15 protein-coding genes and 1 tRNA gene are annotated in these 15,805 nt (G+C 61.8%); 1 reads left to right on the top strand and 15 read right to left on the bottom strand.

Annotation, left to right across the window (positions count from 1 at the left end; all coding sequences use genetic code 11):
• Positions 1-20: 20 nt before the first annotated feature.
• From FJ974_RS17165 to FJ974_RS17155, 3 genes are all read right to left on the bottom strand, one after another.
• Positions 21-1,163 carry a hypothetical protein gene (locus FJ974_RS17165; RefSeq protein WP_140531971.1) on the bottom strand — a complete coding sequence of 381 codons (1,143 nt, stop codon included), beginning with the start codon at positions 1,161-1,163 and terminating at the stop codon, positions 21-23.
• A gap of 175 nt (positions 1,164-1,338) precedes the next feature.
• Entirely contained in the window at positions 1,339-1,878 is a 540-nt protein-coding gene (locus tag FJ974_RS17160; protein ID WP_140531973.1) for a J domain-containing protein, read from the bottom strand.
• Between the two features lie 220 nt (positions 1,879-2,098).
• Positions 2,099-2,174 (bottom strand) — tRNA-Lys (locus FJ974_RS17155).
• Positions 2,175-2,513: 339 nt separating this feature from the next.
• Between FJ974_RS17155 and FJ974_RS17150 the strand changes: the two genes are divergently transcribed.
• A complete protein-coding gene (locus FJ974_RS17150; RefSeq protein ID WP_140531974.1) occupies positions 2,514-2,963 on the top strand; it encodes a BA14K family protein in 450 nt (149 codons plus the stop codon).
• A 67-nt stretch (positions 2,964-3,030) separates the two neighbouring features.
• On the opposite strand, the gene glpK is transcribed toward FJ974_RS17150, so the two are convergent.
• The 12 genes from glpK to FJ974_RS17090 all read right to left on the bottom strand — a co-directional run bounded on the left by glpK (position 3,031) and on the right by FJ974_RS17090 (position 15,798).
• On the bottom strand, positions 3,031-4,524 hold the full coding sequence (glpK, locus tag FJ974_RS17145; RefSeq protein ID WP_140531976.1) for a glycerol kinase GlpK: 1,494 nt from the start codon (positions 4,522-4,524) through the stop codon (positions 3,031-3,033).
• A 92-nt stretch (positions 4,525-4,616) separates the two neighbouring features.
• The gene (locus FJ974_RS17140; protein WP_140531978.1) at positions 4,617-6,341 is read right to left on the bottom strand and encodes an ABC transporter substrate-binding protein; all 1,725 of its coding nucleotides are present in this window, start codon (positions 6,339-6,341) and stop codon (positions 4,617-4,619) included.
• Between the two features lie 80 nt (positions 6,342-6,421).
• On the bottom strand, positions 6,422-6,709 hold the full coding sequence (locus FJ974_RS17135) for a DUF2160 domain-containing protein (protein WP_140531980.1): 288 nt from the start codon (positions 6,707-6,709) through the stop codon (positions 6,422-6,424).
• 2 nt (positions 6,710-6,711) lie between these two features.
• The gene (locus FJ974_RS17130) at positions 6,712-7,620 is read right to left on the bottom strand and encodes a carbohydrate ABC transporter permease (protein ID WP_140531982.1); all 909 of its coding nucleotides are present in this window, start codon (positions 7,618-7,620) and stop codon (positions 6,712-6,714) included.
• A 1-nt stretch (position 7,621) separates the two neighbouring features.
• A complete protein-coding gene (locus FJ974_RS17125; RefSeq protein WP_140531984.1) occupies positions 7,622-8,488 on the bottom strand; it encodes a carbohydrate ABC transporter permease in 867 nt (288 codons plus the stop codon).
• Positions 8,489-9,556 (bottom strand): ABC transporter ATP-binding protein, encoded by a 1,068-nt coding sequence (locus FJ974_RS17120; RefSeq protein WP_140531986.1) that lies wholly within the window; start codon positions 9,554-9,556, stop codon positions 8,489-8,491.
• A 10-nt stretch (positions 9,557-9,566) separates the two neighbouring features.
• The gene (locus FJ974_RS17115) at positions 9,567-10,646 is read right to left on the bottom strand and encodes an ABC transporter ATP-binding protein (protein WP_140531988.1); all 1,080 of its coding nucleotides are present in this window, start codon (positions 10,644-10,646) and stop codon (positions 9,567-9,569) included.
• 40 nt (positions 10,647-10,686) lie between these two features.
• Positions 10,687-12,207, bottom strand: a complete 1,521-nt coding sequence (glpD, locus tag FJ974_RS17110; protein ID WP_140531990.1) for a glycerol-3-phosphate dehydrogenase — start codon at positions 12,205-12,207, stop codon at positions 10,687-10,689.
• Between the two features lie 111 nt (positions 12,208-12,318).
• Positions 12,319-13,089, bottom strand: a complete 771-nt coding sequence (locus FJ974_RS17105) for a DeoR/GlpR family DNA-binding transcription regulator (protein ID WP_140531992.1) — start codon at positions 13,087-13,089, stop codon at positions 12,319-12,321.
• Between the two features lie 104 nt (positions 13,090-13,193).
• Positions 13,194-13,589, bottom strand: a complete 396-nt coding sequence (locus tag FJ974_RS17100; RefSeq protein ID WP_140531994.1) for a hypothetical protein — start codon at positions 13,587-13,589, stop codon at positions 13,194-13,196.
• 40 nt (positions 13,590-13,629) lie between these two features.
• Entirely contained in the window at positions 13,630-15,045 is a 1,416-nt protein-coding gene (locus FJ974_RS17095; protein ID WP_140531996.1) for a pyridoxal phosphate-dependent decarboxylase family protein, read from the bottom strand.
• A 21-nt stretch (positions 15,046-15,066) separates the two neighbouring features.
• A complete protein-coding gene (locus FJ974_RS17090) occupies positions 15,067-15,798 on the bottom strand; it encodes a peptidase (protein WP_140531998.1) in 732 nt (243 codons plus the stop codon).
• Between the last annotated feature and the right edge of the window lie 7 nt (positions 15,799-15,805).

Here is a 15,805-nt window from a genome sequence, read left to right as displayed (position 1 = left end):
GTGTGCCATCGCCGAGCAGCCTAACGGAACAGATATTTCGATACTTCCGGGTTGCCGCGACGCCACATTACGTTGTCCAGGAAGTAATGATGGACATTGATGAATATCAGCACAATGAAGAAGAACAGCGATGAGCCGAGGACCTGCTTGTCGTAGGGGATCAAGGCGGTCAGCATGAACGGGATCAGCCAGAAACCGAGATATCCAAGCGCTGCGCCCCCGACGATAAACCCCAGGACTCGAAGCCTGTAGAGAGGGCCAAGAAAGGACAGCATCTTCGGTTCCGGATCGCGTGCCGCGTCCGGGCCGTCGCGCTCGACATTGGTCTGATAGCGCCACACCACCGCCAGGTACTGGAGCGAATGGAGCGCGGGCACCACAAGCAGCCACAGCGGATTGATCCTCGCAATCAGGATCCAGAGATAGAGCGACGCCACATAGGCCACGACGCCGTTGTACGGCAGGCCGCCGCCGTTCTTTCGCCAGCGGTCGATCAACATCAGAACCGTGGCCGCCGTAGACGCGACCGCCGCCAGCAAGGCAATGTCGGTGATCCAGGAAGGCGCTGCAAATGTGTAATATTCGAGGCCGTAATATTTGCCTTGGGTGACAGCCGAATTCGTCTGCAGCCATGCCAGGATCCACACCGCGTAGCTGTTGAACAGCAACACCTTCTTGGCGCGATCGTCGAAGAATTTGCGCTTCAGCACGGCATCCACCATCAGCATGCCGTAGCCCTGCTTGACGTAGTGCCAGCCGACGAAAAAGAACATCGCGTTGGTCGCATAACCCAAGAGACGGGTGTTTGCCGTCGCCGCGCCATAGGCAAAAAACCCGGCCATGACCAGCGGAACGGCAACGCCGGCGAAAATGTAGCGGAATTGGAGGCTGCGGTCGTAGCCGTCCCCGCTCACCTTGCGCCCGAAATTGCGGTAGAAAATCTGGTATGAGTGGGCGAAGTGCGGATAGTTCACCAGATAGGCCACAGCCACCATTGTCGCCGCCAAGGCGCCTTCGTATTCGAGCGGCACAAGAAACAGAACAGGCAGAATGAGAAAGGCGCCGCCGCCGAGCATGAGAAAGTCGGCGACCGGGCCGAAGAGATATTTACCGGGTGGCGCCGCCTTGGTGGCTGACGCATCTACCGAAAGGTCAAGTGCCATGTTCGAGCCTCCTTCGGAAGGTCGACTTCAACCTTCACCCAATCTGGTCACAAGGTTGGATTGCTGCCCGAGGTCCCGTCGTGAGAGCCAGTACCCTCGCTAGATAGACAGCCGTGTACGCAGGTCCAGTCCTTGACTGCGATCACCTTTTTCCCGGACGATTTTGCCCTCCCCTTCAGTTCGCGTGATTCAACAGTCTGGTCGTTGCGGCATCACGACGATTTTCGGAATTGGCGCGGTCGACGCCTTCCACGGTGATCGCGAACATCCCGTTTTCGATCCTTGCTATCCAGCCCTTTGCCTTCAGGTACCAAAGATGAAATTCCAGATGTTCTCGCGGGCAACCTGACAAGCGTTCAAGTTCTTCATCGCCGATACCAGGATTGTTGACGTCCTGTCGGCGTTTTACGTAAAGAAGCGAAAGCAGTTTGGCTTGAATGACGATATCCCGTTCAAGACCTTTCGCATCGCTGGCTTGCTCGGTCAGCTCACGGCGAAGACCCAGATGGTCTTTGTAATGAATGTCGTATTGGGCGCGCTTGACCGGATCTTTGAGCGTATTGTGGGCTTCCACGATTTCGCTGAAACGTGACTCGTCGCCGGTATCCCGATTATCGGGATGATAGCGCATGGCAAAATAGCGAAATATGCGTTCAATCGTTTCCGAATTCGCGTTCGGGCTGATCTCAAGAAGTTCGTAATAGTCAATGAACATGGTGGTGCTTCCACAGAATCGATATTGCGAACACCACTCCCCGGCGACAGCATTGCGCAACCGTTCTGCCCATGCAAGCCGGCCTCCTCCTCAAGCCGAGAGATGAACCTCCCGCCAATCGGGCTTGCCGGTCCATCGACGACCCGTTCGACACGAGCTTGTCACCCATGTCTTAGGTACAAACTGTTACCTATGTCTCCGGGCCGTACACAGGGAAATGTGGTGAGCGCGTCGGGGTTCGAACCCGAGACCTACTGATTAAAAGTCAGTTGCTCTACCGGCTGAGCTACGCGCTCCCGCGGGCTTGGAAACGCCGCCCTCGAAATTGCGCGGAACATAGGGAGAGTACATCGGCCGGTCAACCGGAAAAAGATCGCCGGCAAGTCTGCTTTTCACGACATCGAGGCCCTTCCGAACCCTGTTGCCCGCATGGCCGCAGCGAGACGCATCGGGGTCGTGCGCGTCGTGTTGAACAAAACCGCGAGACGCGCTTAAACTATTGTTTTCATGGATGTCTTACTCCCATGTCGGCTGCTCGCGCCGGGCGTCGAACGCGACGTGGGGATTAGCGGAACTATCGCACCTCCCGTCCGTTCCTCCCGCAAGGGACGACAACCATCCTGAAGGAGAAGACCATGAACAGGATTTCATCGGGTCTGCTGGCAACAGCTCTATCGGTTTCGTTCGCCGCGGCGGAGATCGTGCCCGTCAATGCCCAGCCGAACTATGTGCCGCAAGGCCAGGACCTTTCGAACGTCCAGACAGTACAGTACCAGGACTGGAGGAGGCGCCCCGGTTTCAATCGCTCCCCAAGCGGCATGTATGAACGCAATGGTGCCGTGTACTGGAACGGTCACCGCGGCTATCGCGAATATCACCGCGGCTATCGCCGTCACGGCGATTTCTGGTTCCCGCTGGCCGCCTTCGCTACCGGCGCGCTGATCACCGGCGCGATCGTCAACAGCCAGAACCGCTATGCGAATGCGCATGTGCAGTGGTGCTATGACCATTACAGAAGCTATCGCGCCTCGGACAATACCTACATGTCCAGCTACGGCAGGCGTGAGTGCCGCTCGCCCTACTGACGGCTGCAGCAGGTACCCGGAGTCGTGACCAAGCCCGCATCGCAAGGCGCGGGCTCCTTGACGGATTTCAGTGCGTGCTGAGCGTGCGCCGCACCGCGTCGCGCCAGCCCGCCAGCTTCACCGAGCGTGTGGCGGCATTCATGTCCGGCTTGAAGCGCCTGTCGAGCGCCCAGGTCTTGGCAAATTCCCGCGCTTTCGGCCACACGCCGGCCTTCGAGCCGGCGAGCCAGGCGGCGCCGAGCGCGGTCGTCTCCAGGATGGTCGGGCGGTCGACCGGCGCGTCGAGGATGTCGGCCAGCCGCTGCATGGTCCAGTCCGACGCCACCATGCCGCCGTCGACCCGAAGCACGGTCTTGGCCGAAGCGCCTTTCCAGTCCTTGCGCATGGCGTCGAGCAGGTCTCGCGTCTGGAAGGCGACGGATTCGAGCGCCGCGCGGGCAAATTCCGCCGGGCCCGAGTTGCGCGTCAGCCCGAAGATGGCGCCGCGTGCGTCAGCGTCCCAATGCGGCGCGCCCAGCCCGACGAAGGCCGGCACCAGATAGACTTGTTGCGCCGGATCGGCGCTCGCCGCCAGCGCGCCGCTTTGCTCTGCCTTGCCGATCACCTTGATGCCGTCGCGCAGCCATTGCACAGCCGCCCCGGCAATGAAGATCGAGCCTTCCAGCGCATAGATGGTCTTGCCGTTCAGCCGGTAAGCAATCGTGGTCAGCAGCCGGTTCTTCGAGCGCACCAGGTCGGCGCCGGTGTTGAGCAGCGCGAAGCAGCCGGTGCCGTAGGTGGATTTCATCATCCCCGGCTCGAAACAGGCCTGGCCGATGGTCGCTGCATGCTGATCGCCGGCGACGCCGAGGATTTTTATCTCCGCGCCGAAGAGCTCCTTGTTGGTAACGCCAAAATCGTCGGCGCAATCCTTGACCTCGGGCAGCATCGCGGCCGGAATGCGCAGGATCGACAGCAGCTCGTCATCCCAGGCGTTCTTCTCGATATTGTAGACCAGCGTGCGCGAGGCGTTTGTCGCATCGGTAGCGTGCATCTTGCCGCCGGTCAGCCGCCAGATGAGAAAACTGTCGATGGTGCCGGCGAGCAACTCGCCCTTCTCGGCGCGCTTCCTTGCGCCCGTTACCTTGTCCAGCATCCAGGCGATCTTGGTGCCGGAAAAATAGGGGTCGAGCAGCAGGCCGGTCTTGCGGGTGAATGTCTTCTCCAGCCCCTGCTTGCGGAGTTTCTGGCAAAGCGATGCCGTTCGCCTGTCCTGCCAGACGATGGCGTTGTGGATCGGCTTGCCCGTCGCCTTGTCCCAAACGACAACCGTCTCGCGCTGGTTGGTGATGCCGATCGCGGCGACATCCGATGCCGCGCGGCCGGCCGCCTTCAGCGCCGATTTCACTGTGGCGAGAACACTCGCCCAGATGTCTTCCGGGTCATGCTCGACCCAGCCCGAGCCCGGATAATGCTGGGTGAATTCCTGCTGGCCGGTGCCGGCGACCTTCATCTTGTCGTCGAACAGGATCGCCCGGGTCGATGTCGTTCCCTGGTCGATGGCCAGCACAAAACCGCTCATTCCGCTTCCCTCCGCTTCTCATGCAACAGGGGAGGCGGCAAAGCCGCCTCCCCTGCATTTCTTACGCGGGCGAGCACGCCCGCGTCATGCAGTTACTTCTGCCAGCTCTTGACCAGCTCGTCGTAGTTGACGGTGATCGGCTTGTCCTTTTCAGGCTCGATCTTGAGCTGCGGCGCAAGGTTGCCCTTCGAGGCGGCGTCCTTGTTCCAGTATTCGAGATCGTGCTCTTCGGCCATCTTCGGTCCGATATCGCCCTGCACACCCGATTTCTCGAGGCGAGACAGTACCTTCTCCTGGTCGGCGCAAAGTGAATCCATCGCTTCCTGCGGGCTCTTGGCGCCCGAGGAGGCGTCGCCGATGTTCTGCCACCAGAGCTGCGCCAGCTTCGGATAGTCCGGAACGTTGGTGCCGGTCGGCGTCCACTGCACGCGCGCCGGCGAGCGGTAGAACTCGATCAGGCCGCCGAGCTTCGGCGCCCGCTCGGTGAAGCTCTTGTCATGGATGGTCGAGTCTCGGACGAAGGTCAGACCGACCTGGCTTTTCTTGACGTCGACGGTCTTCGACACCACGAACTGCGCATAGAGCCACGCGGCCTTGGCGCGGTCGGTCGGCGTCGACTTCAGCAGGGTCCAGGAACCGGCGTCCTGATAGCCGAGCTTCATGCCGTCCTTCCAGTAGACACCGTGCGGCGACGGCGCGACGCGCCATTTCGGCGTGCCGTCGTCGTTCACCACCGGCAGGCCGGGCTTGGCCATGTCGGCGGTAAACGCCGTGTACCAGAAGATCTGCTGGGCGATGTTGCCCTGCGAGGGAACGGGACCCGATTCGGAGAAGGTCATGCCCTGCGCTTCCGGCGGCGCATATGCCTTCAGCCAGTCGAGATACTTCTGGATGGCATAGACCGAGGCCGGGGCGTTGGTGTCGCCGCCGCGCGCTGCGCAGGAACCCACCGGGCGCGAATTCTCGTCGACCTTGATGCCCCATTCGTCGACAGGTTTGCCGTTCGGAATGCCCTTGTCGCCATTGCCGGCCATGGAGAGCCACGCATCGGTGAAGCGCCAGCCGAGCGAGGGATCCTTCTTGCCGTAGTCCATGTGGCCATAGACCTTCTTGCCGCCGATCTCGCGGCCGGTGAAGAATTGGGCGATGTCCTCATAGGCCGACCAGTTGACCGGAACGCCGAGGTCGTAGCCGTATTTGGCCTTGAAATCGGCCTTGTTCTTCTCGTCGTTGAACCAGTCGTAACGGAACCAGTAGAGGTTGGCGAACTGCTGGTCAGGCAGCTGGTAAAGCTTGCCGTCGGGCGCGGTCGTGAACGACTTGCCGATGAAGTCGTCAACGTCGAGCATTGGATCGGTGACGTCCTTGCCCTCGCCGGCCATCCAGTCGGTCAGGTTGCGCGCCTGCTGATAGCGCCAGTGCGTGCCGATCAGGTCGGAATCGTTGACCCAGCCATCATAGAGGTTCTGCCCGGTCTGCATCTGGGTCTGGATCTTCTCGACGACGTCGCCTTCCTGGATGACGTCATGCGTGACTTTGATGCCGGTGATGGCGGTGAAAGCCGGTGCAAGCGTCTGCGACTCGTACTGATGCGTTGTCAGGGTTTCCGACACGACCTTGATTTCCATGCCGGCGAACGGCTTGGCGGCGTCGATGAACCACTGCATTTCCTTTTCCTGATCGGCGCGCGAAAGCGTCGACAGCGGGCCTATCTCCTTGTCCAGAAAGGCTTTTGCCTCATCCATCCCGGCATAGGCATTGCCTGCTCCGAGCAACAGGACAAGGGCGGTCGTCGATGTTAAAAATTGCCGTCGCATGTGTTTCCTCCCACAGTTCAAAGGTTTCAAGTACGATCCGGAGCGGCCACCAGCACGCGGCCGCTCCGACTAATCCCCCTCTATACGTAGCGGAACACGCCAACGGCGTAGACCACGGAGAGAGCGAGAGCCCACCACAGGTTGGGTCCAACCAGACCCAGCCAAGCGAGATGGATGAAGGCGCTGCCAAGCAGCGAAACGAAGAGGCGGTCGCCGCGCGTCGTCTCGAAGCGCAGCAAGCCGATGCGCGGATTGCCGCCGGGCGAGACATATTCCCATACGCCCATGCCGCAGAGCATCAGCGCGATGACGACAAAGAAGGCGGCCGTCGGCCATGTCCACGCCATCCAGGAGAAGTCGAGGTTCATGGCTAGACCCTCCCCAGGGCGAAGCCCTTGGCGATATAGTTGCGCACGAACCAGATGACGAGCGCGCCGGGGATCAGCGTCAGCACGCCGGCGGCGGCAAGCAGGCCCCAGTCCATGCCCGCAGCCGAAACCGTGCGCGTCATGGTGGCGGCGATCGGCTTGGCATCGGTTGTCGTCAGCGTGCGGGCAATCAAGAGCTCCACCCACGAGAACATGAAGCAGAAGAAGCAGGCGACGCCGATGCCGCTGGCGATCAGCGGCATGAAGATCTTCACGAAGAAGCGCGGGAACGAATAGCCGTCGATATAGGCGGTCTCGTCGATCTCCTTCGGCACGCCAGACATGAAACCTTCCAGGATCCACACCGCCAGCGGCACGTTGAACAGGCAGTGCGCAAGCGCCACTGCGATATGCGTGTCGATGAGGCCGAAGGCCGAATAGAGCTGGAAGAACGGCAGCGCGAACACCGCCGGCGGCGCCATGCGGTTCGTCAAAAGCCAGAAGAACAGGTGCTTGTCTCCGAGGAAGCGGTAGCGCGAGAAGGCGTAGGCCGCCGGCAGCGCCACCGCCACCGAGATCACCATGTTCATCACCACATAGGTGATCGAATTGATGTAGCCGGAATACCAGGACGGGTCGGTGAAGATGATCTTGTAGTTGCGCAGCGTAGGCTCATGCGGAAAGAGCGTCAGCGACGACACGATCTCCTGGTTGGTCTTGAAGCTCATATTGATGAGCCAGTAGATCGGCAAAAGAAGCAGGACGATATAGACCGTCGGCACGATCCACCACCAGCGCGATTCCTCGCCGCGATGGCGCATCAGCTTCGCCACCTCGTCCTGCGACAACGTGCTCTCTACTTCGGTGACCGCCGTTTCGCTCACGCGCGTTGTCTCGTTGACGCCCCTCATCTCAGCGCTCCGCGTCGTAGTTGGTCATCACGGTGTAGAACACCCATGACAACAGCAGGATGATCAGGAAATAGACCAGCGACATGGCCGCGGCCGGGCCGAGGTCGAACTGGCCAAGCGCCGTCTTGACGAGGTCGATCGACAGGAACGTGGTCGAGTTGCCGGGGCCGCCGCCGGTGACGACGAAGGGCTCGGTGTAGATCATAAAACTGTCCATGAAGCGCAAAAGCACGGCGATCAACAGCACGCGCTGCATCTTCGGCAGCTGGATGTAGCGGAACACCGCCCAGCGCGAGGCGCCGTCGATCTTGGCCGCCTGATAGAAGGCGTCTGGGATCGAGACAAGGCCGGCATAGCAGAGCAGCACGACCAGGCTTGTCCAGTGCCAGACGTCCATGACGATGACGGTGACCCAGGCGTCGACCGGGTCCTGAACGTAATTGTAGTCGATGCCGAGCGCGTTGACGTAGTAGCCGAGCAGGCCGATGTCGTTGCGCCCGAAGACTTGCCAGATGGTGCCGACGACATTCCACGGGATCAAGAGCGGCAGCGCCATCAGCACCAGGCAGACCGGCACGCCCCAGCCCTTCTTCGGCATGTTGAGCGCGATGAAGATGCCGAGCGGCACCTCGATCGCCAGGATGATGAAGGAGAAGATCAGGTTGCGGACCATCGCTTCCCAGAAGCGGTTTGACTGCAGCAACTCCTCGAACCACTCGGTGCCGGCCCAGAAGAAGACATTGTTGCCGAACGTGTCCTGCACCGAATAGTTGACGACGGTCATCAGCGGGATGACGGCCGAGAACGCCACCAACACCAGCACCGGCAGCACGAGGAACCAGGCCTTGTTGTTCCAGGTCTTTTCCACCTATGCCCCCATCTCGACGCGCCAGGAATCGGCATAGATGTTGATGCCGGCCGGATCGAAGCGCACCTTGGGATCGGCGGGCACGTCCTCGTCCTCGCCGATGACGGCGGCGATCTCCCGGCCCTCGAGATTGGCGCGCACCACCTTGTGGCGGCCGACATCCTCGACCTTGCTGACGGACACCGCCATGCCCTCGCGGCCAAGCCGCACATATTCGGGCCGAATGCCGAGCTCGACCGCTGCGGCTTCCGCCTTGGGCACGCCGGGCAATTCGATGCGCTGCGAACCGAGCTTAGCCGTTTTGCCGTCGAGCGAGACGGGCAGGACATTCATGCCGGGCGAGCCGATGAAATAGCCGACGAAAGTATGGCGCGGCCGCTCGAACAATTCGGCCGGCGTGCCGATCTGCACGATCTCGCCGTCATACATGACCACCACCCGGTCGGCGAAGGTCAGCGCCTCGGTCTGGTCATGCGTGACATAGACCATGGTGTAGCCGAAGCGGCGGTGCAGCTGCTTCAGCTGCGAGCGCAGCACCCATTTCATATGCGGATCGATGACGGTCAGCGGCTCGTCGAACAGGATGGCGTTGACGTCCGAGCGGACCAGGCCGCGGCCGAGCGAGATCTTCTGCTTCTGGTCGGCGGTCAGCCGGCGCGCCTTCCTGCTGGCCATCGAGGCAAGGTCGATCATGTCGAGCGTCTCGCGCACCTTGCGGTCGACGTCGGCCTCAGGCACGCGGCGGTTGCGCAGCGGGAAGGCCAGATTGTCATAGACGGTCATGGTGTCGTAGATGACCGGGAACTGGAACACCTGGGCGATGTTGCGCTCCTGCGTCGACAGCCTGGTCACGTCCCGGCCGTTGAACAGAAGCTTCCCGTGCGAGGGATGCAGCAGGCCCGAAATGATGTTGAGCAAGGTGGTCTTGCCGCAGCCCGAGGGGCCGAGCAGCGCATAAGCGCCGCCATCCTCGAAAGTGTGGTGCACTTCCTTCAGCGCAAAATCGGAATCCTTCTGCGGATTGGGCAGGTAGGAGTGGCGGATATGGTTGACCTCGATGCGCGCCATCCGCTCCTCCTCAGGCCGCCAGCTTCGGCGCGGTCATGGCGCGGCCGTTCTGGTCGAACACCATGACGTGGCGCGGGTCGATGAACACCTCGACCTCGTCGTCCGTCTCGAAATCGAGAATGCCGTGAGCGAGCATCACCCAGCGCGCATCGGCGAAGTCGAGATGCACGAAACTCTCCGAGCCGGTGATCTCGGTGATCGTCACCTTGGCCCGCACCGGCACGGCGCCGGCGTTCGGATGATCGAGCGACAGATGGTGCGGCTGGAAGCCGATCGTGTAGCTGGCGTCGGCAATGCCTTGCAGTTCCGGCGGCACCGGCAGCTTGACGCCGCCTTCGAGCAGGAAATCCGGGCCCTTCTTGGCGAGCACGATGGTGTTGAGCGGAGGATCGGCGAAGGTCTTCGCCGTCACCAGGTCGACCGGCCTGCGGAACACCTCCACGGTCGGCCCGAACTGGGTGATGCGACCTTCGGAAAGCGTCGCCGTGTTGCCGCCGAGCAGCAACGCCTCGTGCGGCTCGGTCGTCGCATAGACGAAGATGGTGCCGGCAGCGGCGAAGATCTTCGGCAGTTCGGCGCGCAATTCCTCGCGCAGCTTGTAGTCGAGATTGGCGAGCGGCTCGTCGAGCAGCACAAGGCTGGCGTTCTTTACGATGGCGCGGGCAAGCGCCGTGCGCTGCTGCTGGCCGCCGGACAGGCTGAGCGGGGTGCGGTCGAGATAAGGGGTGAGCTTGAGGAGTGCCGCGGCATTGCGTACCTCTCTGTCGATCTTCGCTTGTTCGGTGCCCGCGACCCTCAGCGGTGAGGCGATGTTCTCGTAGACCGTCATCGCCGGATAATTGATGAACTGCTGGTAGACCATGGCGACGTTGCGCTTCTGCACCTTCTGGCCGGTGACGTCCTTGCCGTCGAACCAGACCGAGCCGGATGTCGGCGCGTCGAGCCCTGCCATCAGCCGCATCAGGCTGGTCTTGCCGGAAAGCGTGGGGCCAAGGAGAACGTTCAGCGAGCCGTGCTGAAGCGTCAGCGACACGTCGCGGACGTGCTCCTGCGCGCCGACCGTCTTCGTCACGTTCCTCAGTTCCAGCATTTACGCCTCCTCCCAGGCCTTGCGCATTACCGGGCGGTCTTCATTCCGCCGCCGCGACATGGCGGCGGCCACGCATGAATTCTTCCAACGCCGCCGTCTGCTCGCGGCTGAAATGCAGGCCGCGCTTGGTGCGGCGCCACAGCACATCCTCGGCGGTGACTGCCCATTCGTTTTCAACGAGATAGCGGACTTCCGCCTCATAAAGGTCGGCGCCGAAATTGCGGCCGAGATCGGCATTCGACTTGGCGAGACCGAGCAGCTTTTGCGCGCGCGTGCCGTAGAGCCGGGTGAACCGGCGCGCCAGCCGCTGGTCGAGGAACGGATAGGCGCTCTTCAGCTTTGTCACTTGCGCATCGAAACCGGTCGCCGGGAAATCGCCGCCGGGCAGCGGCGCGTCACGCGTCCACGGTTTGCCGCGCTTGCCGAGAAACCCTTCGATCCTCTCCAGCATCGATTCCGCCAGCCGGCGGAAGGTCGTGATCTTGCCGCCGAAGGCATTGAGCAAGGGAGCCGCGCCCTCCCCGCCATCGGCCTTCAGCACGTAGTCGCGGGTCGCTTCCTGCGCCTTCGAGGCGCCGTCGTCATACAGCGGGCGCACGGCGGAATAGGTCCAGACGATGTCGGAGCGCTTGACGGGTTGCGCGAAATATTCGCTTGCCGCAGCGCACAGATAGTCGATCTCGGCGTCGCTGATCTTCACCTCATGCGGGTCGCCCGGAAAATCGCGGTCGGTGGTGCCGATCAGCGTGAATTCTTCCTCATAGGGTATGGCGAAGATGATGCGGCCGTCCTTGTTCTGGAAGAAATAGGCGCGCGGGTCGTCGAATTTCTTGCGCACGACAATATGGCTGCCCTGCACGAGCCGGACATTGTGGACATTGTTCTGGCCCACCGCCTTGGCCAGCACCTGGTCGACCCAGGGACCGGCAGCGTTGACCAGAAGCCGCGCGCGGACTTCCTCGGTCTCGCCGCTCAGCACGTTCTGCAGCCCGATCGTCCACAGCGCGCCGTCACGGCGTGCGCTGACGACCTTGGTGCGGGTGCGGATGATGGCGCCGCGATCGGCAGCGTCGCGAGCGTTCAGCGCCACCAGGCGGGCATCGTTGACCCAGCCGTCGGAATATTCAAAAGCCTTGTGAAACAATGGTTTCAACGGCTTGCCAGCCGGATCGGTGGCCATGTCCAGTGTCTTCGTCGCCGGCAGCAGCTTGCGCCCGCCGATGTGGTCGTAGAGGAACAGGCCGAGCCGGATCAGCCAGGCCGGCCGCAGGCCCTTGGCATAAGGCAGCACGAAGCGCATCGGCCAGATGATGTGGGGCGCGTTCTTCCACAACACCTCGCGCTCCATCAGCGCTTCGCGCACCAGGCGGAATTCGTAGAATTCGAGATAGCGCAGGCCGCCATGGATAAGCTTGGTCGAGCCTGAGGAGGTCCCGCTGGCCAGATCGTTCATCTCGGCGAGGTATACCGAAAAGCCGCGGCCGACGGCATCGCGGGCAATGCCGCAGCCGTTGATGCCGCCGCCTATGACGAAAACGTCATGGATCGGAGATGTGTCCACAAATTCCTCCAACGATTTCGCATTGCACCATTTTTGTGTTTTACGAAACCGTGGCGGAATTATTTCGAACTAAAATCGAATGTCAAACGAAATATCGCGAGCCTGTGAAGTTCATTTGCTGACCAAGGTCTCGACAAGCCGAACCTCGGCTTCCTCGCAGATCCTGCGCACCGACGGAATCTCGCAACGATCGGTGATGAAGGTGTTGACCTGCGACAGATGGCCGATGCGCACCGGTGCCGTGCGCTCGAACTTGGTCCGGTCGGAAACGAGGATGACATGGCGCGCATTGGCGATGATCGCCTGGGCCACCTTCACCTCGCGGAAATCGAAGTCGAGCAGCGCCCCGTCGTGATCGATGGCCGAGGCGCCGATGACGGCGTAGTCGACCTTGAACTGCCGGATGAAGTCGACGGCGGCCTCGCCGACGACGCCGCCGTCGGAGCCACGCACCACGCCGCCGGCGATCACCACCTCGATCGAGGGGTAGATGCGCATCCTGTTGGCAACATTGATATTATTAGTGATGACCATAAGCCCGTTGTGGTCGAGGAGCGCCTTGCTGACGGCTTCGGTCGTGGTGCCGATATTGATGAAGAGCGAGGCGTTGTCGGGGATCAGCCTGGCGGCGGCGCGGCCGATCGCCTCCTTCTCGTCGGCGGCGATCTTGCGCCGCGCCTCATATTCCATGTTCTCGACGCCGGACGGAAACAGCGCCCCGCCATGGATGCGCGTCAGCAGTCGCTGGTCGCAGAGATCGTTGAGATCCTTGCGGATCGTCTGCGGCGTCACGCTGAAATGGGTCGACAGGTCGTCGACCAGCACGCGGCCATGGTCCTTCGCCATCTGGATGATTTCAGCATGGCGTGGCGAAAGAAACATCGGCGTCCTCCCCTTTTTCGTTTTTTCCGTCTATAGCGGAAAACGAAAGCAGTGAAAAGGCATCGATCGGTTATCGAAACAGACCTGAGCGCGGAAGGTAAATGTCATACCCGCTCCGCTGCCTTGCGGACCACGGCAGCGACTTTGCCCGGTGAGCGGATCATCAGGAATTTCCCCCACCAGTTCCCACGGATTTGCCAGACGCCTTCGATCTCCGTGGCATCGCCGTTCAGAACGCCCCTGTAGTCGATGGGATGAACATGCGGCCCGGCGTTGTATGTCTTGACGAAGACGACGCTGCTGCCATGGCGCTGCCCCTGCAGGGTCGCATATCGCGCGGCGCCGGCAGGCCCGGCTGATTCGTGGGTTGTCCCGGTCAAGAGGCTTGCCGTCTCGATCAGCGTCGCAACGAACGATACCGGCGGCAGTTCGCGCGGATAAAAATAGCGGCCGTTCCAGACCCCGGTCAGATTTTGCGTTGTCTCTTCCTGGACGGTCATTGGCTTCCTTGGCCGCAGCCCTGCAAGCGACAAATGCCTTCTAAGGCATGACCGATCTTGCACATTCGCAGATGACATCGAAAGCCATGTCGACGTCCGCTGCCGTCGATTCGAACTGACCGGCCTGGAAGCGGATCGCCACCTGTCCGTCGACCCGCGTTTGCGTCAGATAGATACGGCCGTCAGTGTTGATGGCGTCGACCAGGCGCAGATTGTGCTCATCGGGATCGGCGCCGGGCGCCGCGCGATGCCGGAACGAAAACAAGGACAGCATCGGCTCGGTGACGAGCTCGAAATCCGCTTCTTTGGCCAGCCGCGCGGCGAGGCCTTCGCTCCATGCGATATGATTGCGGATCATGCCGCGCAGGCCTTCAAGACCGTGGGCGCGCAGTAGGAACCAGAGCTTCAGCGCCCTGAACCGGCGGCCGAGCGGCACCGACCATTCGGAATAATTGATGATGCTGTCATGGCCATGTGTCTTGAGGAATTCCGGCCTGATCGCCAGAGTGCGCACGAGATCCTCCGGCTGACGAATGAACTGGATCGAGCAGTCGAACTGTGCGCCCAGCCACTTGTGCGGGTTGAAGACGATCGAATCGGCGCCTTCGACGCCGGCCCAGAAATGCCGGAATTCCGGGCATATCATCGCCGATCCGGCCCAGGCCGCATCGACATGCAGATAGAGCCCCTGCCGCTTCGCCATCGCAGCGACGGCCGCGATATCATCGGTGCCGCCGGTGCTGGTGCCGCCGACGCAGGCGATGATGCCCGCAGGCAGCAGGCCGGCTTCGCGGTCGGCAAGGATCGCCGCTTCCAATGCCACCGTATCCATAGCGCGAAAACGTCCGGCGACAGGAATGCGGACGAGGTTCTCCTCGCCGATGCCGGCGACCCAGATGGCGCGGTCGATCGAGGTGTGAACCTGGTCGGAGCAATAGACGCGCAGTTTTCCCTGCCCGGCCAGTCCCTTTTTGTTTCCCTGCCAGTCGAGCGCGCGCTCGCGCATGGTCAGCACCGCGGCCAGCGTTGCCGACGACGCCGAGTCCTGGATGACGCCGGAGAAACCTTCTGGCAAGCCGAGCGCCTGGCGCATCCAGTCGACGATGCGCATCTCGAGCTCGGTCGCCGCCGGCGAGGTCTGCCAAAGCATGCACTGCGCGGCCATCACGGAGACCAGATATTCGGCCACAACCGACACCGGGGCCGCATTGGCCGGAAAGTAGGCGAAGAAGCGCGGATGCTGCCAATGCGTCATGCCGGGCACGATCTTGGATTCGAAATCGGCGAAGATCTTTTCCATCGGCTCCGGCGTCTCAGGCGGCGAGGCCTCGATGCTCCCGAATATCTCGCCCGGCGCGATCGCCGGCCGCACCGGCCGGTTGCGCAAGTTGGCGCGATAGTCGGCGCCCCAGTCGGCGGCGCGCCTCGACCAGGCGCGGAATTCATTGTTGTCCATGGGTTCCCTCCCGGCGGCCAATCACCCCGGAAAGTCCGGCAGGCTGGCAAAGGCTGCCTTCAGCGCACTCGACCAGCCGTCGGAGATGGCGCGGTAATATTGGTCGTCATTGCCGATGCGCTTGCGTAAACCGACCGCAAGGGCGTCCTTCTCCAGGAAGAGCAGGTCGAGCGGCAGGCCGACCGACAGGTTGGATTTCAGCGTCGAATCGAAAGATACCAAAAGCAGCTTCACCGTCGCCGCCAGGCTCATCGCCCGGTCATAGGCGCGGATGATGATCGGCTTGCCATATTTGGTCTCGCCGATCTGGAAGAACGGCGTGTCGTCGGTCGACTCGATGAAATTGCCTTCGGGATAGATCATGAACAGCCGCGGCGGACTGCCCTTGATCTGGCCGCCGAGGATGAAGGAGGCGTTGAAATAGGAATCTGCCTTGTCACCTTCCGGCGATGCATGCGCGATGACTTCCTTGACCGTGTCGCCGACCAGCCGCACCGTCTGGTAAATGGACGGTATTTCAAGCAGCGCCGGATGCCGGTCGGCTACGGCCTTGGTTCGCTCGTCGAGCAGGCTGACCACGGCTTGCGTCGTGGCGAGATTGCCCGCCGACATCAAAACGATGACGCGCTCGCCGGGCTGCTCCCAGACATGCATCTTCTTGAAGGTGGAGATCGAATCCATGCCGGCATTGGTGCGTGTGTCCGACATGAACACGAGCCCGCGATCGATCTTGAGGCCGACGCAATAGGTCATTGTTTCT

This window comes from Mesorhizobium sp. B1-1-8 (genome assembly GCF_006442795.2).
In the GTDB taxonomy this organism is placed as follows: domain Bacteria; phylum Pseudomonadota; class Alphaproteobacteria; order Rhizobiales; family Rhizobiaceae; genus Mesorhizobium.
Note: the sequence above shows the minus strand (reverse complement) of the source record. Positions and strands in the feature narration are given on the sequence as shown.

Coding starts and splice junctions, on each gene's coding strand:
- FJ974_RS17165 (WP_140531971.1), bottom strand. CDS start 1,163: ATGGCACTTGACCTTTCGGTAGATGCGTCAGCCACCAAGGCGGCGCCA.
- FJ974_RS17160 (WP_140531973.1), bottom strand. CDS start 1,878: ATGTTCATTGACTATTACGAACTTCTTGAGATCAGCCCGAACGCGAAT.
- FJ974_RS17150 (WP_140531974.1), top strand. CDS start 2,514: ATGAACAGGATTTCATCGGGTCTGCTGGCAACAGCTCTATCGGTTTCG.
- glpK (WP_140531976.1), bottom strand. CDS start 4,524: ATGAGCGGTTTTGTGCTGGCCATCGACCAGGGAACGACATCGACCCGG.
- FJ974_RS17140 (WP_140531978.1), bottom strand. CDS start 6,341: ATGCGACGGCAATTTTTAACATCGACGACCGCCCTTGTCCTGTTGCTC.
- FJ974_RS17135 (WP_140531980.1), bottom strand. CDS start 6,709: ATGAACCTCGACTTCTCCTGGATGGCGTGGACATGGCCGACGGCCGCC.
- FJ974_RS17130 (WP_140531982.1), bottom strand. CDS start 7,620: ATGAGGGGCGTCAACGAGACAACGCGCGTGAGCGAAACGGCGGTCACC.
- FJ974_RS17120 (WP_140531986.1), bottom strand. CDS start 9,556: ATGGCGCGCATCGAGGTCAACCATATCCGCCACTCCTACCTGCCCAAT.
- FJ974_RS17115 (WP_140531988.1), bottom strand. CDS start 10,646: ATGCTGGAACTGAGGAACGTGACGAAGACGGTCGGCGCGCAGGAGCAC.
- FJ974_RS17105 (WP_140531992.1), bottom strand. CDS start 13,089: ATGTTTCTTTCGCCACGCCATGCTGAAATCATCCAGATGGCGAAGGAC.
- FJ974_RS17100 (WP_140531994.1), bottom strand. CDS start 13,589: ATGACCGTCCAGGAAGAGACAACGCAAAATCTGACCGGGGTCTGGAAC.
- FJ974_RS17095 (WP_140531996.1), bottom strand. CDS start 15,045: ATGGACAACAATGAATTCCGCGCCTGGTCGAGGCGCGCCGCCGACTGG.
- FJ974_RS17090 (WP_140531998.1), bottom strand. CDS start 15,798: ATGACCTATTGCGTCGGCCTCAAGATCGATCGCGGGCTCGTGTTCATG.